The sequence below is a fragment of the Marinobacter sp. genome (assembly GCF_965229985.1).
GTDB lineage: Bacteria > Pseudomonadota > Gammaproteobacteria > Pseudomonadales > Oleiphilaceae > Marinobacter.
In genome coordinates this window covers 3,629,398-3,653,802 of record NZ_OZ245935.1, presented here as the reverse complement: position 1 = coordinate 3,653,802, position 24,405 = coordinate 3,629,398, and the positions used below count along the sequence as shown (strand labels likewise).

Genomic DNA, 24,405 nt, shown 5'->3' with positions numbered 1-24,405 from the left:
GATTCCATGGGGGAATGAGTCGAGGGAGCATGCTTTAGTTAACGCTACTTAGAATTGGTGGCCATCAGCCTGTTCACGAAGCCATTCCAGAACCTCTTGCGATTCCGCCGAAAGATCATGCCTGGGAGGGACAATCCAATATCCATGCCCCTCTAAAGGGATCGGTCGATCAGCTAATATTCGAAGTAGTCCCTGGCGGAGGAAGTTGGACACCAGGGGGATGCGGCCAAGTGCTATACCTTGCCCCGCAATTGCGGCATGTATCAGTTGATCGTATTGGTTGAAATATAAAGTCCTGGCGGGCTCTACAGGTCCAAGGCCGGAGATCTCCATGTACGCTGACCAAGTCAACCAAGGGGTTTTAGGGTTCTGATACTCCAGCCATGTGCTATTCGAAAGCACATGATCTATGTCCGTATCCTGTTCGGCGGTTCCGAGGCTCATAACCGGCGCAACAGACTCTTCATATAGAAGGATGGCATCCTCAGGCATTTGCTTTTTGCTGCCATAGCGGACCGCAAGATCAATTCCATGATCCGAAAGCTCAGAGATGTTCCGGTTATCAGCTGAGACCTGAATGTCCACTCCCGGATGTTCATCATAAAAGGATGCCAGCCTGGGGAGCAGCCAAAGCCCGGCAAAGCCAACACTCGTGGAAATTTTCACAATGTTAGATCGCTCAGAACCTTGAATATTGCTGACGGCCACTTGGATCTGATCCAGGGATTGCCTTGCTGTAAGGTAAAGGGCGTACCCGGACTCGGTAAAGTCTATCGACCGAGGATGGCGGACAAACAATTTGATACCGAGCAGCGATTCAAGCGCCAAAACTTGTTTGCTTATGGCGGACTGGGTGAGACAAAGCTCTTCGGCTGCCTTTCGGAAACTGAGGTGCTTCCCAACAGCTACGAACCCTCTCAACCAATCAAGGTAATGCATTTTCTGAAGTGACACTGTTATCTCCTGCCAACAACACCATGCTCTGCATTCTGATACTTATAACTCAAAATCTAAATGCGACATAACCGCGTCCCCTGCAGACCATCATCTAAAAGAACCTCGAAAAAAGCTAAACCGACATTTTAATCAAAATATTATTAATAAATCATCAAAATAAGATTGAAGCGGACCCCTAAACTTTTACTGAAAACCAGATAAAAAATATTTGGATTCATTCAATAAAAAATATCTCCTAACGTTGAGAAAACGTCAAAGGAGAAACCAAAATGAAGTTTTTTCTAATCAGCACAGCTTTAATTGCTAGCGCTTTGGTTTCAGGTTGCCAAAACGAGAGGCGAGACTCTACGTCAGTAGAGGCCGTCTTCAAAGAAAGCTCCCAAGTGATCGAGCGTGACATATTGTTCGCCACGGAAACCCCTGGAGCAACTCATCATGTTGAAGCTGTCATGCTTTATAAGAGTGGTGAAAACTCGAGTCAGTTTGGCTTCTGGCTCACAGAAACTCATTATCGCGGTTACGATCTCTGGGTTCTGGAAAGAAAAGTTATCGATGGCAAATTGGTCGAGAGTTGGATTGCACACTCTACAGAGACGGGGCGCTCACAGGCTATTGGCGAAAATCCAACCGCATTGGATCTTGAATGGTTAGCAAAATTCAGAGCCACCGCTTGGGTACACGAGCCCATTGTAAAGACTGAGCGTAAAAGACTTTCATGGCGGGGAAAGAAGAATCTCCCGATCCGCTCGGGCGGCTTTTTTTCCCTTGAACAAACAATAGATACCTTGAGTAAGCTTCCGGAGCGTTATGAGACTGGAGACGAAAAAGGACTCCCGGTTCAACTGATCCAGGTAAATCAGATTGCCAAGACCGACAATCTCTGGGTTCCTGTCAGGTTTAGCATTCGGAATTTTCAGGTCGACGAAGTTATAAGAGTTAACATCCGAAACACGAGGAAACTTGAACAAGCGGCGACCGGTAGCTTTTCGGATCTGATCCGATCGCGTTCTAAACGAGATCCTACTGCCAAGGAGGCGCTGGGATCGTCAGACAAACAACTTCACAGCCTTTCAGTTCTCTGAATTTATTCTCTTCCAAGTCTCGAGTTCCAAGACAGGCGTGCTCGCCCGAGCAAGCCTGTCTTTCTCTGCATCCAGCTTACCTACAATGCTTATCACTTTCGTTTTTCGAGCCAGATCGCTCGGGATTTTCAACCCATCCCTCTGAGCGCCGTTGTTCGCGACGTTCCGAGAGAGCTTTCTCGGCGTCGATTCGTAAGGGAAGGCTCAGAGCCCACAGCAGCTCACCTCGTGGTATATCTACATCTACTAGTAACTCATCATCTCTTTGGAGGAGAGAACGCGCATTATTCCTGAACTTTCTTCTTATGAACCAGGCTTTAAGAGTGCCTATAACTGATCCTGAAAATTGCCTTCTTGGTTCCTTTAGCCTCTCAAACTGGCTAGTATGCGGCGATAATTTCCGTGAACTCGCTTGGCTCAAAGAATCTAAACAAACTTTGTAAAAAAACTTCATCATCACATTCACTCTTGCCGTTATTTACACGACTCCTTTAATCACTTAACAAGAGTGAATTCATATTTCCTCACAAACAAACAAATTATTTTTTAAGAATTATATAAAAAAGGTTAAGGCGGTGTGCCACGTCAATACCATTGAAGACCGAAGCGGTAAAAAGACCCGAATGCACAACAGCCGACTATATTAGTCGGCTGTATTCGAAATACTAAGCACTTTTGTAATGCTAGCAGAGAACCCAGAACGATTAGCATGAACCAAAAGCCGACTTCTTAGCAGCGAAATCCGGGTGCTTAAAAGGCAATTCTGACACTCTCTCACGGAGGTCACTTTCTGAGCGGAGCGCAAAGGTCAACAACTTTGGGCGGCCGCCGTATCGAACAAGAACGCTCTTTTCTACAAACTTCGAGGGCTTTTAAGGCATCAACTTTCAGAGGCAGCCCAAGGGCCCAAAGAATCTCCTCTTTTCTGAAGCCAATGTCATCTAGTAAATCACCAGATTCCTCGAGCAATGGCAGAAATAGCCTTTTGAAGTGATATCGGCGCATAGCCATTTTTGCCCAGAACTCGATAATAGCTATCAAATTCAGAGGCGGCATAGCTGGCATTGAGATATGTGGTTGTGGTGGATATTTAACACACTCGGGCTTTACGACCGGACCACGAAATTTAGTGGATTCTTGCATGTTGGTCTCCTCACTTCAGTCAGGTGTCGTTACTTGCTCCGACATGGTGATCTCGGCTGTATCAACCATCGGCTTCTATCCTGCAGCCCAAGGATTGATAAGAAAATCTAAATCTCCTAACATGGCGATTAAGATTTGATTAACCAAAAGACCGAAGTGAATCAGGCCGCCATGAATATCGACACCTCCAAACTTCCACTCCTGGACACTGATGTTCTCAGGACATTCGTGGCAATTGCTGAATGTGGCAGTTTTACTCGGGCCGCAGCACAGGTTCATCGCACTCCTGCCGCTCTTAGCATGCAGATCAAAAGATTAGAGGAGACGATTGGGAAGCCCGTCTTTCGGCGAGAACCAAGGCAGGTAAGATTGACGAGCGAGGGTGAAATTCTATTGGGCTACAGTCGCCGATTGTTGAAACTCAATGCGGAAGCCGTTCAACAATTTCTGTCACCGTCTCTCACTGGGAAGATTAGCTTTGGAACAACGGACGATATAGGCACCCGTATACTGCCAGGAGTACTAGCTCAATTCGCAAGATCGTTCCCCGGGGTTCAGGTCGATGTGACCATCACCTCTAGTCGTGAAAATCTTGACCGCATTGACTCTGGGAGCCTAGACATGGGGCTAGTCATAATTGGCAATGAAGGTCAGGAAGTCCGCGGTGAGATTATTCATACAGAGCCTTTGGTATGGGCCGGACGAGAGGGGGGCATCGCCTTTGAACAATCCCCCCTTCCCCTTGCACTCGCCAACCAAGGCTGCGTTTGGAGGAGGACGGCACTCGATGCACTCGACAATGCCGGTTTAGCTTATCGAGTGGCGTATACATGCGAAAACACAGCAGCTCAAGAAGCGGCGATGCTAGCAGACCTTGCAATCACGCCTTTCCCGATCAGTTTAATCAGATCTCCAATCAGGAGGCTCGAACGGGAGGGCCTTCCGGAGCTCGCGAAGTATCAAATATCGCTGGTGAGGAACTCGTCTAATCCGGAGACCGACATGCTTGCAGAGCATATTAAAAGCGCTTTCCTCGATATAAAGTCGTCTGCAGCCTAATTATCCGGTTCTTCAGTTGGATCACGACGCTCCGGAGACTTCTGAAGATTGGGCAAGCTCTTTTCTTGATTAAGGAAAGGTTGGTTCCTCAAGATACCAAATATTCTTCCGTCGATAGTAGCGAGTCCAACTGCAATTAAGCACATACCCACTATGTGTTTGGACTGTAATTCTTCACCTAGTATAGCTGTGCCCAGCAATACCGCACTGACAGGGATAAGAAGGGTCACAAGTAGAAGGTTTGTCGCACCGGCCGTCGCGAGGACACGGAAATAGACGATATAGGCAACTGCAGTTGAAAACAACGCGAGCCCGATGACAGCGCCCCAAACCTCAACTCCCGGTACCGGCTGAGACCAAGGTCTTTCGACCATGAGAGCAAGGGGAACTAGCACTGTTGCTGAGGTAATCAATTGTCCCGTTGCTGTGATTAGCGGTGAGCAGCCCAGCTCTCGGAAGCGTCGTCCAAAAATACCGGCCAGCGCGTAAGAAATCGCAGCGGCAATAACCGCAATTTGGGCAAACGCATTGGCGGTCAATCCATCCAGCGCTTCAGATCCAATCATGTAGACAACGCCCGCAACGCCAAGAAATACCCCAGCGAGGCGTTTACCCGTCAGTCTCTCATCATCGGTTAGATAGTGGGCGGCTAGCACCGTAAAAAAAGGAGTCGACGCGTTCAAAATTGAGGCTAGGCCGCTAGTTATGTGCGACTGCCCCCAAACAATCAAGCTGAACGGTATCATGTTGTTGAGTAGTCCCATACCAAGAAAGGCTGACCACAACCGCCTATCTCTGGGAATTCTCGACCCTGTAATTACCAGTACGACATTGAGTGCAATCGCTGCAAGCCCAACCCGTAGCGCTACAATTGTAAGTGGCGTTAGGGCACTAACCGAAACTTCGACAAAAAAGAACGAACCACCCCAGAGGACAGAGAGAACTACTATCAAGAGCCACTCTTGGAACCCCATTGAAACATTGACGGCCTTCATCAAAACTCACCTTCTGCATTAGGACGTCCGTCAATATGTAATTGCTGTGGAGTTAGGCCAATCCGAATCTTGCTGTTTGGGGAAAAGCGGCTGTTTTTTTCTAATCGTCTCTACGATTGAGGATACGAAACCCTTCCAGAATTTGATTTGAAACCCGAAGCGCCACCAGAACGTCTTCGTGGGAAATATCGTGGGAGAAGGTCTCAATATTCGCAAACTCTGAATCCAAAACCTGCCCAATGAGAGCCTTTCCCTTCGGAGTTAGCGCAATTAGAAAGGACCGCTTATGCGCGGGGTTGGATTCCCTGGCTGTGTAGCCCTCCTCACAGTTTCTGTTGACCAACTCTTGCACATACTGACGTTGGATTTCTAACTGCCTTGCCAAACTCGGGACAGTCATTGGCCCATGAAGGAACAAAATCTGGAGGACCGCCCTCATTCCTACAGTCAGACCAGTACCAATGAGGTTTTCCTGTACCGCAAGTTCAATTTCCTGGAGAAGCGGACGTGTTAGGCAGATGAGTTTGAAAAGATCGTCGTTTTTCATGGCCGGTAATAAAGCACACTCGCGAGTAACTGACAACATGACATCCACCCGGTCACATTGACACCTCTATTGCTATCTTGACATCCTGCATGTCATTTTGACATTATTCTTGTCATATTGTGATAAATGCTGTCCTTGACCTATACCTGGTTTGGTTATCGAGCAATGGGCGATCGACAAGACATACGTTTTGCGAGGAGGAGACAGGTGGAGGTCTTTGCACACTGTCCAGAAAGGACAGCTTGATCCACTCACTGATGCTTTGATGGGTTAGCTGACAATAAAGTCATCCCTGTGGCCAGTAAGGCCAACGCAAGAACCTAACCAAATTCGGCTGGATAGACCACCGCTGGCATTACCAAGGAATTAAAGAAGTAGCATGAATCGTTCCATTAAGTTTCTCTAAATCCTCAGCTCAAGAGAATTAGCTTAGGCGCAAACTTTAAATGGAGTAGTGTAGGCGACCAATTAAGGAGACTCTCATAATGCTGGCGTTTACAAGGCTAGTTGTACTCTTCGGTATAATATCACTTTCCGGATGTGACGTTAAAAATCAAGTCAAATCAAAAATAGAGCCTATCTTCAAAAATGATCAAGAAATACTGTCAAGACAAGTTTTGATGTACATAAAAAGGGCGAGCGACTTTCACTACGCTGACGCTCAGATGTTCTATAAACGAGATTCTGACATTAGTCGATTTGGCTTTTGGACACCATCAGGGAAAGAAAATAGATATAACTTCTGGCTTTTGAAAAGAGTTAAGCAAGGCGAAGTTTTTGAGGAAACTTGGGAGGCATACGCCACTGATACAGGAGAGTCTCGCAAATTTCAGCAACACGCTATACCTGTTGACGCGCCTTGGCTCAACGAATTTCGTGGAATCGCGTTGACCCATGAGCCGACCCAGACTAATGAAAACTCGATACCGCAAACGAGTAGCAAAAACCCAACATCACTTCAGCAAGGTTACTATCAAGTTCGGCAAACGATTAACTTGGGGACGCAACTTCCAGATGAGGTCAGGGCATATGGAGGTAATGGTGAACTAATTTTTTCAACTTGGACTAATCAGTTCGGTCGCGCTGGAAAGTACTGGCTTCCAGTCAAATTAACCATAAATAACACCAACCCAAAGCGATTAGTCAGAATATATCTTCGAAACGATAAATTTTCCAAAGTGGTTCAGAACCCGATCATCAATAACTTAATGCATGGCCAGTAAAGCACTTAGAAATTATAGAGGTCGAAATTAACAACCTAAAGGTGAAGCATGAAGTGGGAGCTTTCTCAATCTTATTACTTCCATGGCCGTGAAATCAGGTACGATCGGCTCGGTCAAGGGCAACCTATTATTCTTGTACATGGCACCCCCTGGTCATCCTTCAATCTTCGACATCTGATCCATCGGTTATCGGTCGAATACGAAGTATTCTTTTATGATCTTTTAGGTTATGGGCAATCCAGTAAAGAAGAGGGCGATGTGTCTCTGGGTATACAAAATCAAGCCCTTGACGCCCTTATTGACCATTGGAATCTCGACAACCCGACAGTGATAGGCCATGACTTTGGGGGCGCTGTGGCCTTGCGCACCCACATCATCAATCAGCGAGACTTTAAGAAAATAGTGCTAATCGATCCGGTAGCCGTATCTCCATGGGGATCACCATTTTTCAATCATGTGGCCCAATACCAAGAGGCCTTTAGTGGACTGCCCGAAAATATCCATAAAGCTGTAGTGAGAGCTTACATCGAAACAGCAATACACACCCAGCTTGATGAGGACACTTTGAACAGAACAATCCTGCCCTGGATCTGTGAAACGGGAAGGGCCGCATTCTATCGCCAAATAGCGCAAGCAGATTCCAGATATACAGAGGAAATACAACCAAGCTACAAGAGAATTTCGAAACCCACCTTAATTGTTTGGGGCCGCGAAGACACTTGGGTTCCTATCGAAAGGGGTAGGAAACTACATAGAATGATTCCCAACTCCGCTCTGCGGATCATTGAGGATTGCGGTCATCTACTCATAGAAGAAAAGCCTTCGGCTGTCGCTAGAGAAATTTTGAATTTCGTCCGCGATTGATATCCGAGTAATGGACTGAAGGGGCCCAAAATGTCCGACTAAGCAGGCTAGCGAAGTTCAAATAATGAAGCCTTCGAAAGGCCTTGATTAGGCTCATGCCTGGGGTCTTTTTGAAAGCTTCATGTAGTCAACTAGGTACGAGGAAAACGCTGGGGCACGACATCACTTTCGATTCGGCTGTGCTGCAGAGACACCTCATTTCTGTATGCCTTTTACTTATTTCACCAATGGAGCCTTATCGAGCGCGATGATAATTTATTTTTCAATACTTTTAATGAAACACCGGTAGCTGGTCATGGCAAAAAAATATGAGGACATCGCCGGTCAAATCGCGACATGGATACGCGCATCTGCTTATTCATCGGGTGATAAGCTTCCGAGCATCAGATATCTCTCACAAGTTTACAGAGTGAGCATAACCACTGTCGTGTCAGCTTTACGGACACTCGAGAGTCGAGGCATCGTTGAAGCTCGGGACAGAGTAGGCTATTACGTTGGAAAAAATCTGCAGGACAACGAAACAAAGAGAGAATTCGAGAAAATAAACCCCAGAAATCTTGCAGGCAACAGCTTTATTCGGGACCTTGTAAACCTTAATCATCGATCAGCTGTGCCTTTGGGTTCGGCTATTCCCGCCGAAGACTATCTGCCAAAACGACAAATACAGCGCTCTCTTCTGAAGTCGGCCAGGCGAGCATCGGACACTCTCAGTTACTCATTTCCCGGACATCCCCAGTATCTGGCAGCAATAGCAAGACGAATGACAAACATCGGCGTGACATCTACCGAAGCAGATGTGATCGCAATGAGTGGAGCCCAAGAGTCCCTTATTGTGGCGCTTAGATCTGTTGCCCGTGAGGGCGATACCGTTGCTATTGGGTCGCCAACTTATCCGGGGATACTACACGCTTTAAAGGTACTTAGGCTGAAAGTAGTCGAAGTTCCCTGTCATAGGGGTGGGCCTCTAAGTTTTGAAGCACTCGAATTCGCGGTCGCTAACTTCGACATCAAGGCAATGTGCATCTCAGTCAACGTGAGCAATCCGACTGGTTACACGTTTACAAAAGACGAAAGGATTAGATTGCTCCGAATATGCGGTGGCAAGGGTATACCTATAATCGAGGACGATATCTATGGAGACCTCTATTTTGGAAATCAACGTCCGTTGCCACTGAAAGCCCTAGACAGTCAAGGGGCGGTGATTTACTGCAGCTCGTTCTCAAAGACGATTTCACCTGGACTCCGAGCCGGATGGATAATGCCAGGCAAGTATTACTCCGAAGTCTCAGATCAAAAATACTTTCTTAATCTCGCCACCCCAGCAGTGACTCAGATAGCTGTTGCCGATTATCTGGAAGGTGGATCGTATGATCTTTACTTGCGGAAAATCAGAAAGATATACCAGAAAAACGTTCAGAAACTGCGTGACCTGGTACTGAATTGCTTTCCGGAGGGAACGACTTGCTCGAATCCAGATGGTGGGTATTTGGTTTGGGTCACACTGCCATTTGATCTAGACACCTCCGAAGTCTATGAAACTGCTCTGGAAAACGGTATTTATTTCGCACCCGGAAAAATGTTTTCTGTCGCAGAACAAAACGCCAAGTGCTTGCGAATTTCCGGTGCCCACGCAGTAGATAGCACGATGCAAGCATCAGTTCTCTACATTGCTGAGCAATTCAGAGAAGCAGGTAATCAATTACCACCATTGCGAGAGCCAATTCGTTATGAATCCTGCATGGACCAAAAAGCCAAAGCCTCCGGTGAGATTTCTGCCAGCACTCGATTGAACTCCTCTTCAGATACGTAACGACGAAGAGCAGTCGCCACGTGCTGTATAGCCTGATCGGTTGCAAAATTGTGTTGTGCTCTAAGGGCCCGAACCTCGGCATTCATCGTTTCGAAATCTTCAAAATCTTTGGCCGGTTCAGACATATCCCAATCACTCACAAACAATGCCCGTAAGCAAATAGGCAAGACGTTGGAGAAACGGATTGCTTGCTCTACCGATACGCGACGCCGGAAAACCCTGAACACACCCTCGACCATCGTGTAGCTCACATGAGTGCTCCATAGTCCCGATGTTTCCCGGACATCGACGAGAAACTCGATAAACTTCCTGGAAGCCAACTCGTACTCAAGCGGCACAGTCATCGCTGACTCCATTCGAAACGACAAATATCAAACTTGCGACAGATCCTTCCCTCACAGGCGGTTCAATAAGCCGCTGGAGCCTCAGTCCCGCCGTTTCAAACAAAACTGACCAGTTCTCCAGTGATCGGACGAATGTTGGCGGCGGCTCCCCAAAATCACCCGGCAAACCTGCCCATGTACCATTCTGCCAACCACTTTCAATTCGGCCGTTTCGATAGATCGAAGAGGGGTGCAGCGTCTGAATGATTAGCGCACCACCATGAACAAGTAAGCCAGGTACAGAGGCAATGAATCGACTGACAGTCGATTCCCCGAACAAGGAAAAATTACAGACAATCAGATTAAATCTTCCCAATTCAAGCTCAGCTAGATTTGCCTGGTCAGCAACGAGAAAATGTCCAGAACGATGTTTCATAGCGAATTCAATGAGCTCTTCAGATGAGTCCACGCCAGTTACACTGAATCCGCGATTCGACAACTCATGCGCAAGCCAGCCCTCGCCACATCCCACGTCAAGCACACGTCCCTCCACTGGCGCATGGTCTTCTAACGTTGAAACCAAAGCATCCCTCGACGTCACTCCTTTATCGCGGATTCCTCGGTTCCTGACGGCTTCTATCCATGGCTTCGCGTTGTTCTTCCATGCTTGGATAACAGATGCTTCATTATCCAAAACTGTATTCCCTCTCAACTTTAGCCACTCTTACCGTGTACGAGTTGTACCAAGTCTCCTTGCCATGTCGCTGCGCCTCCCGATGTTCAAGATCAGCTCTCCATCGCCTAATTGATTCGAGATCCCGCCAATAAGATACGGTAATCCCAATTTCTTCTCGGGCTGAATCAATACCGAGAAAACCAGGTTGCAATGAGGCCAGTTCAACCATGCGGGCAGCCATCTGACCATAGCCGTTGTCTCCGGGCGTTCGCACTGATGAGAAGATCACAGCGTAATAGGGTGCCTGGAACATTGGTTCAAGACTCGCCATTGTCACCTCCTATTTATTCTGAGCATCATGTCTGCTCCCTTCTGAAAACGATACTCGACACGCTCTAGGGAGCATTTCCGGCCCGCCTCTTCCAGTCCTTGGATAGTGGCATTCAAAAATTGAGACACTTCTCCTTGGCGATTCACTATAGGAAAAACTCTTGCCTCTGCGGCAAGATCGGTTAAGGCTAGCAACGACCGCAGGTGAAACTCCTGATCTAACATGTCGTCATAAAGAAAAAGCAGGTGAGAGCTCAGCGCCAAGTCAAAGCTTGCGCTCTCGATTGGCAGCTTTGGAAGAGCGCCATAGATGTAGCGTCCTTGCTTTTTTCCAGCGTGGTAGTCGGCGAGAAAAGTATCCATTGATGAGAGGCGAGCTCGCACCAATGCCGCAACATCCTCAAACTCTTCCCAAATATACTGATCGGCTAACTCGAAAAGTTGGGTTTCCATCCAGGGCGTAACTTCTTTAATACGCGCTGCGATCTCTTCACGTGAAAACTGATATAGAGGATCTACAGAAACAACATCTAATCCGGAGCGGCTCATCTCTGCATTGAAGGATGCTGGGCCATCTCCCACGCCCAAAACCTTCAGTCCATCGAAGGTCTCGAACTCAAGTTTGAACATGCGCTTATACTCAGCAGCACTTCTCCCCCAGGGAACCACTGATTTGAGTTCCATCACCGCCCTCATGGTCTTTTATTCGTTCGCGGAAGTTTTTCAGAGCACCACCCGTCAGGATTCGCAACAGTCGCTGGATACTCGAGCCGGAATTCACAAGCAGACAACCCAACTTAGGTCATTCGTTAGAGCATGTTCTGAGTGATGCCTTTCTTGGCCCAACCGACTAGTATGGCCGAGCCGCAAAGTCGATTTGCCAAATCATGCTTTAGTGTAAAAGCGGAAGGAGAAGTTTAAAGGCACAGTTTGCACTCAATCGTTGCGATACAGTTCAGCTTAAGACCATCGAGCCGCTCAAAGAACACCGTTGAAAGCTGCGAACTACTTTCAGGCACTAGGCGTTTTCTGCTTAGCGATGTGGGTGTTGCGCGAAGTTATTATTAGAAAAAAGGGGCTAGGAAATCGGCCATTACTTTCGACCTTCAGGAGGCTGGCTCCGTTGATCCATGAAATCGTCGGTCGCGGGTTCGTCCGACTCGAACCACTCATCCCAGATCGGATCGAGAGGGCGTTCATAGCGCTTGACGGTAGCCTTCAGCTTTTCAAGCGGCGTGAGTTCCTGCTGTTACGGCTTGGCTAATTCATCTGCATGAGCGGATTCAGCATCAAGCTCCCTCAGCAGTTCCTGTTCTGTGAACCTTTTTTTGCACCGCCTGCTCCTTTTTTACGAGGACCAATGCCACATAAGCAAGTATAGCAGGTCGTCAGTTGCGTCAGTTTTCGAGGAGCGATTTCAACCATGGGGCCTCGATCGTAGACGGATTTAGGTCTTGGTGCCGCACGATACGAGCAAACCGCGCCACGTAACCGCATCGGCCTGCCGAGGGTAGCCAGTCATTTGGAAGTTTAGCTCTCTTGCTTCTGTTGAGGCTTAATCCCACGGGCCAAGGATTGACGGGATCGTTTGCGAGTCCTACTCGTTTTACCAAGGTCCACCCGTCGGCCCCGCGACTCTAGGCTCAATTGAGAGGTAGTATGTTTTTTGTTTCCTCAAAAGAGTACCGATTCGATGAGTCGCCCTTGGGCGATATGGGAACAAGCTATTTGCTAGTCGGTATGGTCGCAAAGCGAACATATCAATAATGAATATGAGTACGGATTTTATTTTTCACTTGCGTGGAATTCGAGCCGTAACCCCTCCAATTCTGAGCTTCATCGATTTAGCACTTTGTTTCGGCCGATTAGGGCTTCTTAGAGGCTGAGAGTCATAAATGAGGGTAACCACGCCCCTATCCGGCTGCGGAAATCCCGGACTTTGTCCAGGTCTGGTCAAGAGAAATAATCAGCTAGTAATTTTCATTTTAAGGGTTGACCTTCACATCCATGTCAGGGGTTAGCGTTCAGTCTTGAGGAGAAAGTTATGAGAATCGGCACCATCGCCAAGATCTGTGGGATAAGCAGTCGTCTGATGAGGTATTACGAATCACAAGGGCTTGTTAAGCCGCATCGGGATTCCAATGGGTACCGCTATTACGACACTTCCCATGTCCGTCAGGTTCAAGAAATCCGCCAAATGCTTGCAGCAGGGTTCTCAACGAAAGAAATACAGGACTTCGTTCCATGCTTTTCAGGCGACCACGAGGCTGGGCCTTGCGAAGAAGGGCTGAATAAGCACATGGATAAGCTTCGCGAAATTGGTGGCGCCATGAAATCATTGGAAAGAAGGCGAGAGTTTTTACTTAATCGCTTGGAACGCTTTCATCTTTCTCCTCAGCAAATCCAGAATTTAGTTGAAGGAGAAAACTCTTATGAGGACAAAAGCGCTAATAGCCACCCTGGCATTAGCAACCTTCTCGATCGGCGCAGATGAGTATGTGCTCGGCCCGCTTTTTACGCCCATTGGAGAAGATTTTGGTATCCCGCCGGCACAAGTTGCCTGGCTAATCAGCTCTTTTGCCCTGCCATATGCCCTCCTGGCTCCATTTTTTGGCGCATTGGCGGATCAGGTAGGACGGAAAAACGTCATGATTCCGGGGTTGGTTCTATTCGTTTTAGCCACCTGTGCCACGGCGCTCTCAACCTCTTTCACCTGGGCCCTGCTATCGAGAGTAGTGACGGGGGCTGCGGCAGCAGCGATTATGCCAACAGTTTTTGCAACGATTAGCGACAATCTGAAAGGCTCGCAACAACTACAAGCTATGGGGGTGGTCCAGTTAGGGCTAACACTGGGATTGATTTTGAGCCCGGCCATTGGGTCATATCTGGTGGTGCTGGCCAATTGGCGAAGTAGCTTTTGGGCTATATCTCTAATCGCATTGGTCACCCTACTGTTTTGTTTGTTGCTCTTTCCTTCTGAACGGAGAGCCAACACGCTCAAAACCGATGAAAAGCTTTCGTGGCCTCTGGCGCTATCACAACCCGGAGTGTTTCCCGCACTTACAATGATGATGTTGGGGCTTGGAGTCGCCGTTGGAACCTACGCGATCGTCGGTGAACTATTACGCAGTCGCTATGACTACTCCACCGGGCAGGTGGGCATGGTGATGGCCTCTTTCGGCGCTACTACGATAATCGGAAACCTCTTGGTAGGGCCGCTGCATCGGCTGTTCCACAACACCATTACCGTGATTGCTGCCGGCATGCTGTGTGTTGCTGCAGGGATAGGCACTGTCACATTGACATCCGAGCTTTCCTTCACAGAATTTTGGATAGCGGGGGCTTGCTGGATGATCGGCGGAGGGTTCGCCGCACCTGCACTGCAGAGCTTACTTGGAAATCTTGATGACAGGAACAAAGGATTGATCTTGGCATCGGGAAGTAGCTGTCTAAACCTTGGAATAATGGCGATGACCGGCCTCGAAGGTTGGCTTCTGGCCTCAGTCGGACGGGAAGCAGTTGGATTGGTGGCAGTGGCCTCAGTGCTTTGTTCTATTCTTTTATTACTGAACTATCATAAGTTCACAAGGAAGCTGTTCACGCAAAGCAGTTCTTCGACGCTTTGAATAGTCACAGAAAACATAGCTCCCGAGCGGAACACAGGACAAGAGATTGAAAACCCAGTATCCATCGCTTCGAATTGCCAGAGCGACGAAGGATTTGGTCCGGATAACCAAAATGTACCAGCAAGGACTAGGTTTTTCGGTGCTGGGTTATTTCAAAAATCACGACGGTTACTCTGGTGTAATGATTGGCCAAAGCGGCTGCCCATATCATTTGGAATTCACCTGGTATGACAATGAAGATATTTTGGAACGACCATCTGAAGAAGATCTTCTCGTTTTCTATATTCCAGACGCTGATCAATGGGCAGGTCGGTGTTTTCAGATGGAGCTGGCGGGCTTTCTCTCGGTTGAGCCAAAAAACCCATACTGGAGGCTGCGAGCAAAAACATATAGAGATATGGATGGCCGAAATATCGTCATTAAAAACGGTCAATGGCCAGATTCTGGACAACCGAATCCCTGAAGATTTTTACTTCCCTCGAATAAAAGGAGGTCGTCATGAAGCTATCAGAGGTTTACAAAACACGGGAAATCCGCTTTCTGGATTTGTGGTCGATTGATGAGCTGACACTCAAGACGTACTGCATCATTTACGATGATAGGCCGCTAAATGATCGTCTCGTGGAGGCGGCATTTCATACCGCTAAACAACGTGTCTCTGAATCTGCCTTGGCGACATACCACTACGGTGTCGGGTTCGTTGGCATCCACCAAGGCAAAACTGGAAATTTCGTCTTCGTGGACTGGTGGGCTGATGAAAACGAACTTCATCATCATGTCTATGTCTCACCATCAGATTCACCCGCCGAGTTAGTCTATAAAACTCCAACAGGGCTCGCCGCGTGTGCATGGGACCTTTACTTGATTGGTCATGAGCGCGATGCCTGGGTCAGGCATGTGCTGGCTAATGAGACGAAGCCCGACATAAACAGCTATCTATCTGACACTTGTAATAGGTTTGTCTGACACACATTCGCACCGATGTTAAATCGTCTCTGTGGAAACTAATGCACCCGCTTGTACCTTGCTCCCTTATGAGGAAGATGTTTCCAAACTTCCAAGGTAGTTAAAAAGACATCGGATCATTAGCCGCGACGGTTTTTAAAAGAAGGGTTTCATTTTGCCAAAAGCTCAAACATCCAGGAAAGATTCACTCTTAGTCCACCTGCTTAAAAAGTGGCATACTCGCAGACGAAATCAGAATGAGTTAGAGAGCTCATCCGATTTTCTGCTGAAAGATATCGGCATTTCGAGCCCGACCTTACGGCATGATTATCGAGAGCGAATCTGGCGATATTGAGACTGAATCTAGATCTTGATCGATTTTCGAGTTTTATCAGGCACCGAGCTTAGTAGTTTCTGTGGTCGTCCATTTAATCCAGCCAGCACATCCAAAAATGCCCGCGTTGAAAACAAAGGACGCAGAGGTCGCAAAGCGAACATTCAGGCATAGGGAAAAACGACAGTCATTTGTTACGTATCAATGCCACTCGAGAGTAATTCCATGAGTTCCAGTTTACTTTGTTCTGGGCTTTTACCCGCGGTATCCAAAACAATTTTGGGTGACGCCCAATGCTGATAATTTCTTGAGACTACGCTTTCCCAATCTGGAAGTGAGAGATTCCTAATATCTGTTTTCCTGTTTTCTACCCGCTCGCGATGCTCTTGCTTGCTGGAGCAAATAATTTGTATTTCCACAAACTGCGACTGAGCTTGTTTGGCAACATTTATCCAGGCGCTTCTGGATTCAGCAACTGGGTTGGTTGAGTCTGCCACCACACAAACGCCATTTTTAAGATTTTCCAAAGCAAGCGCGAACGCAATTTTATATCCTTCATCATAGAGGTTTTTAAAACCACTATTTCTTAATTCTTGCTCTATTGAGTCAATGCGCAGATAGACTGCGCCAACTGATGAGGCCAAGTGCTTGGCGAGTTCTGATTTACCTACAGCAGGCAAGCCACCAAGAATATACAACATTTAATTACCCGTTCTTCACCTTGGAACAAAACGCCTTAGCATCGCGGCGCACCGATTGACGCAAAGGTGCGTCCGACAAAAGCCATTCGCTAGCTTCTACACGGCTGGACGTTTTGTTAGCAACGCCCATACACCGGCTGATGAAAGTAGAGCGCCACCAGCAAAATTAAACCTACGCTGCGCTTTGGTCGAGAAAAGCAGCCGGCGAGCAGATGATGCGAAGACTGTGTAAAGCGTGGCATTGATTGTCGCCAAAGCAACAAAAGTGATCGCGAGCAACCACATTTGGAGCACTCCGTTTTCACCCGGTGTAATGAACTGCGGCAAAAAGGCCATGAAGAAAACAATGCCCTTGGGATTCAGCGCTGTTACCAAATACGTGTTGGCGAATAATCTCAAGTGTGACGAGTCAGGCGTCGATTCCGACATTTCAGTAGGTGAGAAGCCTGCACGAATCAACCTGATACCAAGGTAAAGGAGGTACAAACCACCTACCACTTTCACTGCTGTAAACCAGAAAGCAGACACCGCGAGCAAAGCTCCCAAACCCACAAGTGAAGCAAATAATGCGGTGGAGTCACCTAGCGCAACAGCAGCCACCAAAGGAATATTGGCACGAGGACCATGACTAACTGAGTAGCTGATAACCGCCAATATCGTCGGGCCAGGGATCACCAGCAGGACCGTCGATGCAACAACAAACGCAAACCAGGATTCGATTGCCAAGAAACCTTCTCCTTATTAAGTTGAGGCCAAGCGTAAACGTCTGACAGCAAGAGTTGACGAGCTTTCACCGGCTGCGTGCCGTCAATTGCCCGAATCTTCCGGTCAACTTTAGACCATCTCTCAAGTTCAATCCCATCAACACTAAATTGACTGCACCCACAAGCAGTTCAATTCCTTGCACTGTATAAAAACGCGCATCAAAAGCGCCTACTGATGCCCAGCTATCAAGAAATACGGCGCACGGTATTAGTATCAAAATTCCGTTAATGCCAATGACAGGCATTCTTGTCTTCTTTTGTGAAACCAGCTTTCCACTTCTGGCTTTGGCCAAGGTGAAACCACTCCCCCCAGCTAGTGCAATGGAAGGCACGAGAATAAACAGACCTGGCCATACAATGAGGCTTTTCACAGTTGCGACGGACCCTGGCGAGCCGAAGATCTCGACCAAAATTGTTGCCGAGAAAAAGATGGCTATGCACAGCGTTGCTATTGCCGCGGAAAGACGATGAAGGTTGAGCATCATGGTTTCCCCCAGGAAGGCCAGTTGGTAACATGTTGTCATTCTGTATACGACAACCCATGTTGTCAACACGTTGTCAACTTAGAAGGGCGCCAGATGACCGATTCTCAGAAAGGCCGAGTGTTTACCGATATTGTCCTTGAGGTGTTTAAGCTCGGAGGACTCCTTGTAAGCGAAGGTGATCAGATGGGATCAGAATATGGGATTACGAGCGCTCGCTGGAAAATTTTGGGGGCTCTTTCTCTCGCCGGTGAACCACAAACCGTTCCGCAAATAGCACGGAGAATGGGACTGACAAGACAAGCGGTACAAAGACTTGTGGATGCTATGCATGAGGATGAGTTACTGCTGTTTAACGAAAATCCGGACCACAAACGTGCGAAGCTGATAAGCCTTTCTGAATTTGGAGCAATGGCATATTCGAAATTGGGCGAAAAGCAATCTGGTTGGGCAGTGAAATGCTCAGCGGACATTACACAGGCAGAGCTCGAAACGACGCTATCTGTTCTTAAACGAGTCTCTGCCTCTATCGACAAGTAACGCATTCGCAGTGGACTTACTCGGAGGATGAGGGCCTATATGTATGGTTCAAAATGAGGGTTTCCGCCCGTCTGTGTGACAAGCTGATGGCCGCAAAGCGGACATTCATGTTGGGCGATCACAGCCCTCCGATGGACCGCTATTCGAGGCTTGGGGGGGTGTCTTCCTTCGCGGGGGAAGTCCAGCGCGCAGCATCCGCTGCCTTTACTTATTATAGAATTCCCGCGAGATTCTCACTGTGGATCCAAGTCTGAGGAGTATGCAGCTGAGAATGATTCGGCGTACCGTTGTTACCATTATCATCAGCGTAACAATTTATTATTTTGCTACTATCAGCCATAGTTCGACCATCGCCACGCGTACTAAATTTTGCCCCCAGCTTTTGAATTGTATCTCCCTTAGAGTAAACACAATATAACTTCTCAATGTTTTCCATAATTGGAGCATACTCGTATCTAACTGGAGTGCCGAGTAAAATCAACTTTTTAATATTAAGGCCCATCCTAGTTGCTTCCATTGCGATATTACCACCATGACTATGAGCAATAATATCAACTTCACTAACGCCCTGAAGCCAATTAAATAGGTCTTTTGCAGCAGCTTTGCGCTTGCCGTGACTATTATCACCACTCCACTTAAAAGGGGAGCTACCTTGATATAAGTTTGGAACTAGCGAATCTATATATTTCCAAAAATCTCCACCTTTTTGCCACCAAGCTTCTGAAGACGCCCAAGTTCCATGAACTATTATAGTGAGATTCTGCGGTGGCGAGGATATTGGAGCAGGTGATGTGTATTTTTTAGCTGAGACCATTCCAATAGTTTTGGACACGTCCTTCATTCCGGCTGAAGCTAATAGCGCCGAAAGTTTATTTTGATATACTGGATCTAAGCTGCAAATTATTTCAGAAATATTCTCAACAAAACTATAGCTATTTTTTCTTTCTGCCAGGCCAACGATATATTTTTCTTTAAAATTGTACTCAATTTTTTCTGAGCAAATTATGTAGTCTAAAAAATACATTGAAGAAAGCCTTAGATCACCTGTGTCATATGATAAAGCAATAGCAATATCATCTATATAAGACCATGCTTTTTCTGCATCAAACGCTTCAAATTGATCGTATATAAATTCGACTATATCGTTCATGACCTAGCATCTCCTTCTTCGTGGAAAAACTCGGATCTATAACAGCAATTAAGCAGCGCGCTTTATCATTGCAAAAATTTGACTGCGTCATTATCACTGACTTTGAACCATCAATCGCGCTGCACATAAATCCATAAAAAATAGCGTAGCCGAGGATGGCCATCTCTGCCACGTAATCATCTTGCGTCTTCAACTTGCTCCGCCAATAATACTGGATGAAATGGCTGTGATTAGCTTGGAAGCTCTGGAGGAAAGACCTGACTCGAATGTCCGCTTTAATTTATGAAACTCGGGGTTTGCACGGGTCGCAAAGCGGACATTCAGGTAGGACGATTAACGCCGGCTCACGCGCCGGTTTGGAACCGCGAAGCGGCGAAGAATCGTTCGTTGTGCAGCCGATTGTTAGATTTAGACCTGAATCACCCCAACATTGCTATTCGCCCCCTCCAAGACGAAATGCGAAACTCCAATGCTTGTCTTCACTGTCGTTGGCGACAAAGACGTGACCACAGTCTGAAATGCAATCTCGCTTGAGTTTAAAAAATTCAAATAATGCTCTATCAAAGCCCTATCAAATGATATCTCAGCTGCTTCTATAAATAAAATTAAAGGCGTGTACTCAGCATATGTTTGCATTTTCGCAATGAGCAACTCGAATATTGCACCATTCGACTCACCACCAGACAACGCACTCAAACAAACCTCAAAATTCCGATTTCTTAGCGAACATCGTATATCGTTTTTTTCATCGTCTGAAAGGTCTAGTGATATTCGGGTAAACATTGAGTATTGACTAAATCCGATTTTATCGAATAATTTTTGTAATGTGTAAATATCCACCCCAAGGATTTTACAAAGGTATTCAGACTCTTTTAATTCTCCTCGATTGGGGACACGAACAAATTCTCGACTAAAAAAGAACGATCGAAACGGTATCCCACAAAAAGAAGAATCAACTCCATCAATATATATATTGTACGATTGACCCTTGATCGAAACTATCACCTCGTGCTTCTCAGGCAAAAACAAGTTGATACTGTATTTTATGTCCTTTCCCCTAGGAGGTATCCAACGCTCGGGACTTTTTTCGGAACCTAATACTGCTAACCATTCGCAAATTGCAGTCTTTCCTGAACCGTTCTGCTGGCTCTCAATGAGAGTAACCTTGCCGAGATTTATTACCGACTGATCTTTAAAAACCGGGCTGCACATAATTCTTATCTTGGATACCCACCCTACATTTCGGCGCATTCTTCCTTGCTTACGCTTTATCGACTCTTCATGTAGAAGCTTCCAAGAAATAAGCTCACTAGCTGTAAAACCTTCACCGCTGTTAACGTCAACAAGTCTTGCGTGATTTTTACATAGCCAAATGCCATTACTTACAGATCGTAAATCTTCTTCTAATAGGCCATTCTGCCCTCTGGGGCCATTCACTGAAGCACTATATATATGAGCGGCCTCTCCGATGCTGCTTATTTGATCAATTTTGTCGCCGGGTCCAATCGTGATGACCTCGCACTCAGGATGGCTGCATTCGTAACCAGCCCTGCCTGCCAAAATGGCTTTGGTACCCGCTGTAAACTCAATTCTCATTTTTGACATACAGGTCTAACACTTTTATTTATCGGCCCAACCGGCGGCGTCTGGTGGAGGCCGCAGTCCGGAACAAGCTACGACAACTAGTTAAGAACTCTCGCTCTCTCGATTCATTTGCTCCTCCAAATCGTTGATCATGAGTCTCTCGCTCTCAAAAAACCAATCTAGTGAAAGGAACTCGAATGCCAAGCGACCAACGAAATGCTCAGAAGCAGCGTAGGGTAACTCGTTATTGAACATAGACGCCCGATTGAATAACTCGAATCCAATGTTATTGGCCATTACCACATTGAGGTCAAAACCGGAAGCGTTCGCACGGGCACGTAGCGAAGATTGGCTAATCACAACTAGGAGAAAGATCGTCCCACTAAGGAACGCATATAGGGTTTCTGGTTCTAGAAGTGAGAGTGTGAAAGGATAATAATTGCCCCAGAGCTGTTCAGTCTTATCGTGATTGAGCATAAATAGCATCGGTTCATCAACGCCTTCAAAAAGCTGCTCAATATTTACCTCTTCCTGAGTGGGAACGCCAATGTAAAAGACTCCCTCTTCAGGGGAAATACGTGATGGTCGTCCATCAGCAGCCTCTACAGCAACATAATTTATTGCCCAGTTATGATGCCTTTCTTTGAGGGGCAAAGGCTGCCTCTGAATACCTGGAAAACCACCGACACTACCCACATCTTCCTCAAGGTACTGATGGATTGTTTTAATCGCCAGAAGTTGTCGGTCAGTGCGCTTATTTCGATTGGCACTTGACTTGACCTCTATCACGAATGGATCTGTTGCACCGAGCAAACAAACATCACCATGCCTGATGATATTTGTGAGGTCACACAATAGCGCAGGCACATTGTTCGAGAGAGCTTCCTGCAAAAGATTCCTTTCAGCGCGAATCCCTTTTTTGCCGCCAATGTAACCGGGAGCCGGTTTCATTTCAGAGGAATCATGATTGTAAAAAAATCGCTTCAGGTTCCACTTGCTGACGTACTTGTTTGCGATTCCATCTCTAAAACAACGCCATAGGTAGAGAAGAAACTTGTAACCCGAAATCCTTGCATTGCAGGAGGTGATTCGTTCTTTAATTGCAGATGACTTCGCCTTACTCGTTCCCTTCTCCCTTAGTTTCGATTTTAGAGACTTTCGCAAAGCTTGCTGTTTCGAGACTTTTGCCTCGATGTCTACAACGCGATCGATCAGATAGCCCTGAATCTCAGCCAATGGTCGAAGATCGGAGGCTCCCGGGTCCAAATCATTAAGCATCTTCTTCAGTTGGCACACATGCCGCTTGTAATAGCGAAGCATGCAAAGGTTCTCGTCGCTCATAAGAATATCCAACGCCAACCAGGATGAACGACTACGAGATAGAGGTGAAGCCGCAATGTAATAGACGTTGCCGGGACTTGCCTTGTTAAAGGATTTGCGCGACGCCGAAGCAAAAGAAGCATACAAGGGCCGCCCCAAAAGTAATTAATTGAACGCTTAGCGAGTAGTGTGAGTGCTGATCAGACACCTTCAATGGCGACAGTGTCCTGTTGGTCAGCTCAACAACAACTTGATCAAGTTCAGCTTTAAGCTCTGCTTCAGACTCTTTAGGGCCAATACTGTCAAGCTCGCCTTGGATTTCGGGCTGATAGTTTGTAAGCAATACATAGTTGGAGTTCAGTCTATATAGATGCCACATCCCGTAGAGAGAAGCCATCCCGGACAGCACGAAAAGCGCCCAGGAGATAAACAAAACGGATGGAAATACCAGCCCCTCCTTTCCCGGGCCAATCAGAGAGCTTGAAAAGGAGACGGTGCCAACCAATACTGCGGCGGTAATCGTTAAAACGGTTTTACAAACATCGAGGCGACTTTCCCAGTAACGCCCATGGACTGCATGCATCTGCGCAGCAGTAGCATCAACCGCCTCGCCAAGTGCGGGCATCACAGATTCGATGTCTAACTCTTTCATATTTACCTTTAATGCTGCCAGCGTGCGCGGCTTTGTAGTGAAGGCGAAGCCGCAACGAAAAGGGCATCGCCGTGCCTGGCCTTGATACTGATTGAGCCTTCTCCCCAGCCCAGCGGTTGCCCGCTAAGCTGGAAGGCGACCAAGCTCTACAAGGGAGAAGACTCAATGAACTTTTACCATAGCACCCACCGCCATTATTGTGGAATCGACCTGCACGCCCGCAACCTGTATGTCTGCATCATCGACCAGCAAGGCGAGGTGTTGCTGCACAAGGAAGTCAAAGCCCGCCCGGAACCGCTGTTGGCTGTGCTGGAACCCTTTCGTGATGACCTGGTGGTCGGGGTCGAGTGCATGCACTGCTGGTACTGGATCTCGGACCTGTGCGAAGAACACGGCATCAACTTCATTCTGGGCCATGCGCTGTACATGAAGGCGATCTACGGCGGTAAAGCCAAGAACGACCGCATCGATTCCTTCAAGATCGCGATGCTCATGCGGGGCGGTAATTTCCCATTGGCTTACGTCTACCCCAAGGAGATGCGGGCCACTCGCGATCTGTTGCGCCGTCGCACTCGCATCGTCCGGCATGGGGCCATGCTCAAGGCCCACGCTGTGAACACTCTGGGGCAGTACAATATGCCGCCCAGCAAAGCCAACCTCAACAACCCTGGCGGCCGCTCACAACTGACCGCTGCGTTTACCGATCCAGATGTTCAGCGCAACGTCGATCTGGACCTGGCGATCGTCGACTGTTACCAGCACGAACTCAAAAAGCTTGAATGGCACCTGGAGCAGCAAGCCAAGCAACACGACCCGGCATCACTCAATGTGCTGAAAACCATTCCAGGAGTCGGTCGAATCCTGGCCCTGACCATTCTCTACGAAGTCGGCGATATCCAGCGCTTCGAATCGGTTCAGAAATTCGCGTCCTACGCTCGCCTGGTGAAGTGCAAGGCGGAATCCGCCGGCAAGGTTTACGGCACTCAGGGCAACAAGATCGGCAATGCCCATCTGAAGTGGGCGTTCTCAGAAGCTGCCGTGCTGTTCATCCGTAACAACGACAAGGCCAAGCGCTACGTTGAGAAGCTTCAGAGGCGGATGAACAAGGCCAAGGCCCTGTCGGCCCTGGCCCACAAGCTGGGACGAGCGGTGTACTTCATGCTCAAAGACAAACGGGTGTTCGATGAACAACGGTTCCTGAAAGGTTAGTCACGCCTCGGGCTGAGCATGACGTCTAACTGGATCAGAAAGGATGACACCGAAGACTGCGAGTCCGCTGACTGGTACGCCGATGCCGA

At 47.5% G+C, this 24,405-nt stretch carries 27 protein-coding genes; 12 read left to right on the top strand and 15 right to left on the bottom strand.

Annotated features, from left to right (window positions below; all coding sequences use genetic code 11):
- Positions 1–48: 48 nt before the first annotated feature.
- Positions 49–954 (bottom strand): LysR substrate-binding domain-containing protein, encoded by a 906-nt coding sequence (locus ACO06L_RS16670; RefSeq protein ID WP_202348652.1) that lies wholly within the window; start codon positions 952–954, stop codon positions 49–51.
- A 272-nt stretch (positions 955–1,226) separates the two neighbouring features.
- Between ACO06L_RS16670 and ACO06L_RS16665 the strand changes: the two genes are divergently transcribed.
- Positions 1,227–2,039: a hypothetical protein gene (locus ACO06L_RS16665; protein ID WP_202348653.1), complete on the top strand. Its 813-nt coding sequence runs from the start codon at positions 1,227–1,229 to the stop codon at positions 2,037–2,039.
- Between the two features lie 783 nt (positions 2,040–2,822).
- Here ACO06L_RS16665 and ACO06L_RS16660 read toward each other — a convergent pair.
- Positions 2,823–3,182, bottom strand: a complete 360-nt coding sequence (locus tag ACO06L_RS16660; RefSeq protein ID WP_202348654.1) for a hypothetical protein — start codon at positions 3,180–3,182, stop codon at positions 2,823–2,825.
- Positions 3,183–3,353: 171 nt separating this feature from the next.
- On the opposite strand from ACO06L_RS16660, the gene ACO06L_RS16655 reads away from it, so the two are divergent.
- Positions 3,354–4,241, top strand: a complete 888-nt coding sequence (locus ACO06L_RS16655) for a LysR substrate-binding domain-containing protein (protein WP_202348693.1) — start codon at positions 3,354–3,356, stop codon at positions 4,239–4,241.
- Here ACO06L_RS16655 and ACO06L_RS16650 read toward each other — a convergent pair.
- Both ACO06L_RS16650 and ACO06L_RS16645 read right to left on the bottom strand, forming a co-directional pair.
- Positions 4,238–5,236 (bottom strand): DMT family transporter, encoded by a 999-nt coding sequence (locus tag ACO06L_RS16650; protein WP_227716167.1) that lies wholly within the window; start codon positions 5,234–5,236, stop codon positions 4,238–4,240. The genes ACO06L_RS16655 and ACO06L_RS16650 overlap by 4 nt on opposite strands.
- A gap of 100 nt (positions 5,237–5,336) precedes the next feature.
- Positions 5,337–5,822, bottom strand: coding sequence for a MarR family winged helix-turn-helix transcriptional regulator (locus ACO06L_RS16645; RefSeq protein WP_336144627.1), 486 nt, complete (start codon positions 5,820–5,822; stop codon positions 5,337–5,339).
- A gap of 446 nt (positions 5,823–6,268) precedes the next feature.
- Between ACO06L_RS16645 and ACO06L_RS16640 the strand changes: the two genes are divergently transcribed.
- From ACO06L_RS16640 to ACO06L_RS16630, 3 genes are all read left to right on the top strand, one after another.
- A complete protein-coding gene (locus ACO06L_RS16640) occupies positions 6,269–7,006 on the top strand; it encodes a hypothetical protein (RefSeq protein WP_202348656.1) in 738 nt (245 codons plus the stop codon).
- Between the two features lie 48 nt (positions 7,007–7,054).
- Positions 7,055–7,870 (top strand): alpha/beta fold hydrolase, encoded by an 816-nt coding sequence (locus ACO06L_RS16635; protein ID WP_202348657.1) that lies wholly within the window; start codon positions 7,055–7,057, stop codon positions 7,868–7,870.
- Between the two features lie 295 nt (positions 7,871–8,165).
- Positions 8,166–9,680, top strand: a complete 1,515-nt coding sequence (locus ACO06L_RS16630) for a PLP-dependent aminotransferase family protein (protein WP_202348658.1) — start codon at positions 8,166–8,168, stop codon at positions 9,678–9,680.
- Here ACO06L_RS16630 and ACO06L_RS16625 read toward each other — a convergent pair.
- The 4 genes from ACO06L_RS16625 to ACO06L_RS16610 are packed head-to-tail and all read right to left on the bottom strand — an operon-like array spanning position 9,596 to position 11,693.
- Positions 9,596–10,024 (bottom strand): DUF2267 domain-containing protein, encoded by a 429-nt coding sequence (locus ACO06L_RS16625; RefSeq protein WP_202348659.1) that lies wholly within the window; start codon positions 10,022–10,024, stop codon positions 9,596–9,598. The two genes, ACO06L_RS16630 and ACO06L_RS16625, sit on opposite strands and share 85 nt — an antisense overlap.
- Positions 10,008–10,697 (bottom strand): class I SAM-dependent methyltransferase, encoded by a 690-nt coding sequence (locus ACO06L_RS16620; protein WP_202348660.1) that lies wholly within the window; start codon positions 10,695–10,697, stop codon positions 10,008–10,010. Before ACO06L_RS16620 ends, ACO06L_RS16625 begins: the two co-directional genes overlap by 17 nt.
- A complete protein-coding gene (locus tag ACO06L_RS16615; protein ID WP_202348661.1) occupies positions 10,690–11,010 on the bottom strand; it encodes an antibiotic biosynthesis monooxygenase family protein in 321 nt (106 codons plus the stop codon). Before ACO06L_RS16615 ends, ACO06L_RS16620 begins: the two co-directional genes overlap by 8 nt.
- A 2-nt stretch (positions 11,011–11,012) precedes the next feature.
- A complete protein-coding gene (locus tag ACO06L_RS16610; protein ID WP_421846000.1) occupies positions 11,013–11,693 on the bottom strand; it encodes an SAM-dependent methyltransferase in 681 nt (226 codons plus the stop codon).
- A gap of 1,360 nt (positions 11,694–13,053) precedes the next feature.
- Here ACO06L_RS16610 and ACO06L_RS16605 point away from each other — a divergent pair.
- The 5 genes from ACO06L_RS16605 to ACO06L_RS16585 all read left to right on the top strand — a co-directional run bounded on the left by ACO06L_RS16605 (position 13,054) and on the right by ACO06L_RS16585 (position 15,935).
- Positions 13,054–13,503 (top strand): MerR family transcriptional regulator, encoded by a 450-nt coding sequence (locus ACO06L_RS16605; RefSeq protein WP_202348663.1) that lies wholly within the window; start codon positions 13,054–13,056, stop codon positions 13,501–13,503.
- A complete protein-coding gene (locus ACO06L_RS16600; RefSeq protein WP_202348664.1) occupies positions 13,442–14,635 on the top strand; it encodes an MFS transporter in 1,194 nt (397 codons plus the stop codon). The genes ACO06L_RS16605 and ACO06L_RS16600 overlap by 62 nt, the downstream gene beginning before the upstream one ends.
- Positions 14,636–14,681: 46 nt before the next feature.
- Positions 14,682–15,098, top strand: coding sequence for a VOC family protein (locus ACO06L_RS16595; protein ID WP_413816185.1), 417 nt, complete (start codon positions 14,682–14,684; stop codon positions 15,096–15,098).
- A gap of 35 nt (positions 15,099–15,133) precedes the next feature.
- On the top strand, positions 15,134–15,601 hold the full coding sequence (locus ACO06L_RS16590; protein ID WP_202348666.1) for a hypothetical protein: 468 nt from the start codon (positions 15,134–15,136) through the stop codon (positions 15,599–15,601).
- A 154-nt stretch (positions 15,602–15,755) separates the two neighbouring features.
- Positions 15,756–15,935: a DUF1127 domain-containing protein gene (locus ACO06L_RS16585; RefSeq protein ID WP_202348667.1), complete on the top strand. Its 180-nt coding sequence runs from the start codon at positions 15,756–15,758 to the stop codon at positions 15,933–15,935.
- A gap of 173 nt (positions 15,936–16,108) precedes the next feature.
- On the opposite strand, the gene ACO06L_RS16580 is transcribed toward ACO06L_RS16585, so the two are convergent.
- From ACO06L_RS16580 to ACO06L_RS16570, 3 genes are all read right to left on the bottom strand, one after another.
- A complete protein-coding gene (locus tag ACO06L_RS16580; protein WP_202348668.1) occupies positions 16,109–16,615 on the bottom strand; it encodes an AAA family ATPase in 507 nt (168 codons plus the stop codon).
- Between the two features lie 96 nt (positions 16,616–16,711).
- Positions 16,712–17,341 carry a LysE family translocator gene (locus ACO06L_RS16575; RefSeq protein WP_202348669.1) on the bottom strand — a complete coding sequence of 210 codons (630 nt, stop codon included), beginning with the start codon at positions 17,339–17,341 and terminating at the stop codon, positions 16,712–16,714.
- Positions 17,342–17,405: 64 nt separating this feature from the next.
- Positions 17,406–17,864 carry a hypothetical protein gene (locus ACO06L_RS16570; RefSeq protein WP_202348670.1) on the bottom strand — a complete coding sequence of 153 codons (459 nt, stop codon included), beginning with the start codon at positions 17,862–17,864 and terminating at the stop codon, positions 17,406–17,408.
- Between ACO06L_RS16570 and ACO06L_RS16565 the strand changes: the two genes are divergently transcribed.
- On the top strand, positions 17,847–18,401 hold the full coding sequence (locus ACO06L_RS16565; RefSeq protein WP_421845996.1) for a MarR family winged helix-turn-helix transcriptional regulator: 555 nt from the start codon (positions 17,847–17,849) through the stop codon (positions 18,399–18,401). The genes ACO06L_RS16570 and ACO06L_RS16565 overlap by 18 nt on opposite strands.
- 211 nt (positions 18,402–18,612) lie before the next feature.
- Here the strand turns inward: ACO06L_RS16565 and ACO06L_RS16560 are convergent, their stop codons facing one another.
- The 4 genes from ACO06L_RS16560 to ACO06L_RS16545 all read right to left on the bottom strand — a co-directional run bounded on the left by ACO06L_RS16560 (position 18,613) and on the right by ACO06L_RS16545 (position 23,107).
- The gene (locus ACO06L_RS16560) at positions 18,613–19,551 is read right to left on the bottom strand and encodes an esterase/lipase family protein (protein WP_202348672.1); all 939 of its coding nucleotides are present in this window, start codon (positions 19,549–19,551) and stop codon (positions 18,613–18,615) included.
- A 408-nt stretch (positions 19,552–19,959) separates the two neighbouring features.
- Positions 19,960–21,156, bottom strand: coding sequence for a hypothetical protein (locus ACO06L_RS16555; RefSeq protein ID WP_202348673.1), 1,197 nt, complete (start codon positions 21,154–21,156; stop codon positions 19,960–19,962).
- An 81-nt stretch (positions 21,157–21,237) separates the two neighbouring features.
- Complete coding sequence (locus tag ACO06L_RS16550; protein ID WP_202348674.1) at positions 21,238–22,476, bottom strand: hypothetical protein; 1,239 nt, start codon at positions 22,474–22,476, stop codon at positions 21,238–21,240.
- 85 nt (positions 22,477–22,561) lie between these two features.
- Complete coding sequence (locus tag ACO06L_RS16545) at positions 22,562–23,107, bottom strand: hypothetical protein (RefSeq protein WP_202348675.1); 546 nt, start codon at positions 23,105–23,107, stop codon at positions 22,562–22,564.
- Positions 23,108–23,272: 165 nt separating this feature from the next.
- Here ACO06L_RS16545 and ACO06L_RS16540 point away from each other — a divergent pair, with 165 nt between their 5' ends.
- A complete protein-coding gene (locus ACO06L_RS16540; RefSeq protein WP_202348676.1) occupies positions 23,273–24,316 on the top strand; it encodes an IS110 family transposase in 1,044 nt (347 codons plus the stop codon).
- Positions 24,317–24,405: the final 89 nt, after the last annotated feature.

Coding starts and splice junctions, on each gene's coding strand:
- ACO06L_RS16665 (WP_202348653.1), top strand. CDS start 1,227: ATGAAGTTTTTTCTAATCAGCACAGCTTTAATTGCTAGCGCTTTGGTT.
- ACO06L_RS16660 (WP_202348654.1), bottom strand. CDS start 3,182: ATGCAAGAATCCACTAAATTTCGTGGTCCGGTCGTAAAGCCCGAGTGT.
- ACO06L_RS16655 (WP_202348693.1), top strand. CDS start 3,354: ATGAATATCGACACCTCCAAACTTCCACTCCTGGACACTGATGTTCTC.
- ACO06L_RS16650 (WP_227716167.1), bottom strand. CDS start 5,236: ATGAAGGCCGTCAATGTTTCAATGGGGTTCCAAGAGTGGCTCTTGATA.
- ACO06L_RS16645 (WP_336144627.1), bottom strand. CDS start 5,822: ATGTTGTCAGTTACTCGCGAGTGTGCTTTATTACCGGCCATGAAAAAC.
- ACO06L_RS16640 (WP_202348656.1), top strand. CDS start 6,269: ATGCTGGCGTTTACAAGGCTAGTTGTACTCTTCGGTATAATATCACTT.
- ACO06L_RS16635 (WP_202348657.1), top strand. CDS start 7,055: ATGAAGTGGGAGCTTTCTCAATCTTATTACTTCCATGGCCGTGAAATC.
- ACO06L_RS16630 (WP_202348658.1), top strand. CDS start 8,166: ATGGCAAAAAAATATGAGGACATCGCCGGTCAAATCGCGACATGGATA.
- ACO06L_RS16625 (WP_202348659.1), bottom strand. CDS start 10,024: ATGACTGTGCCGCTTGAGTACGAGTTGGCTTCCAGGAAGTTTATCGAG.
- ACO06L_RS16615 (WP_202348661.1), bottom strand. CDS start 11,010: ATGGCGAGTCTTGAACCAATGTTCCAGGCACCCTATTACGCTGTGATC.
- ACO06L_RS16610 (WP_421846000.1), bottom strand. CDS start 11,693: ATGGAACTCAAATCAGTGGTTCCCTGGGGGAGAAGTGCTGCTGAGTAT.
- ACO06L_RS16605 (WP_202348663.1), top strand. CDS start 13,054: ATGAGAATCGGCACCATCGCCAAGATCTGTGGGATAAGCAGTCGTCTG.
- ACO06L_RS16600 (WP_202348664.1), top strand. CDS start 13,442: ATGAGGACAAAAGCGCTAATAGCCACCCTGGCATTAGCAACCTTCTCG.
- ACO06L_RS16590 (WP_202348666.1), top strand. CDS start 15,134: ATGAAGCTATCAGAGGTTTACAAAACACGGGAAATCCGCTTTCTGGAT.
- ACO06L_RS16580 (WP_202348668.1), bottom strand. CDS start 16,615: ATGTTGTATATTCTTGGTGGCTTGCCTGCTGTAGGTAAATCAGAACTC.
- ACO06L_RS16565 (WP_421845996.1), top strand. CDS start 17,847: ATGAAGGTTGAGCATCATGGTTTCCCCCAGGAAGGCCAGTTGGTAACA.
- ACO06L_RS16570 (WP_202348670.1), bottom strand. CDS start 17,864: ATGATGCTCAACCTTCATCGTCTTTCCGCGGCAATAGCAACGCTGTGC.
- ACO06L_RS16560 (WP_202348672.1), bottom strand. CDS start 19,551: ATGAACGATATAGTCGAATTTATATACGATCAATTTGAAGCGTTTGAT.
- ACO06L_RS16555 (WP_202348673.1), bottom strand. CDS start 21,156: ATGTCAAAAATGAGAATTGAGTTTACAGCGGGTACCAAAGCCATTTTG.
- ACO06L_RS16550 (WP_202348674.1), bottom strand. CDS start 22,476: ATGAGCGACGAGAACCTTTGCATGCTTCGCTATTACAAGCGGCATGTG.
- ACO06L_RS16545 (WP_202348675.1), bottom strand. CDS start 23,107: ATGAAAGAGTTAGACATCGAATCTGTGATGCCCGCACTTGGCGAGGCG.
- ACO06L_RS16540 (WP_202348676.1), top strand. CDS start 23,273: ATGAACTTTTACCATAGCACCCACCGCCATTATTGTGGAATCGACCTG.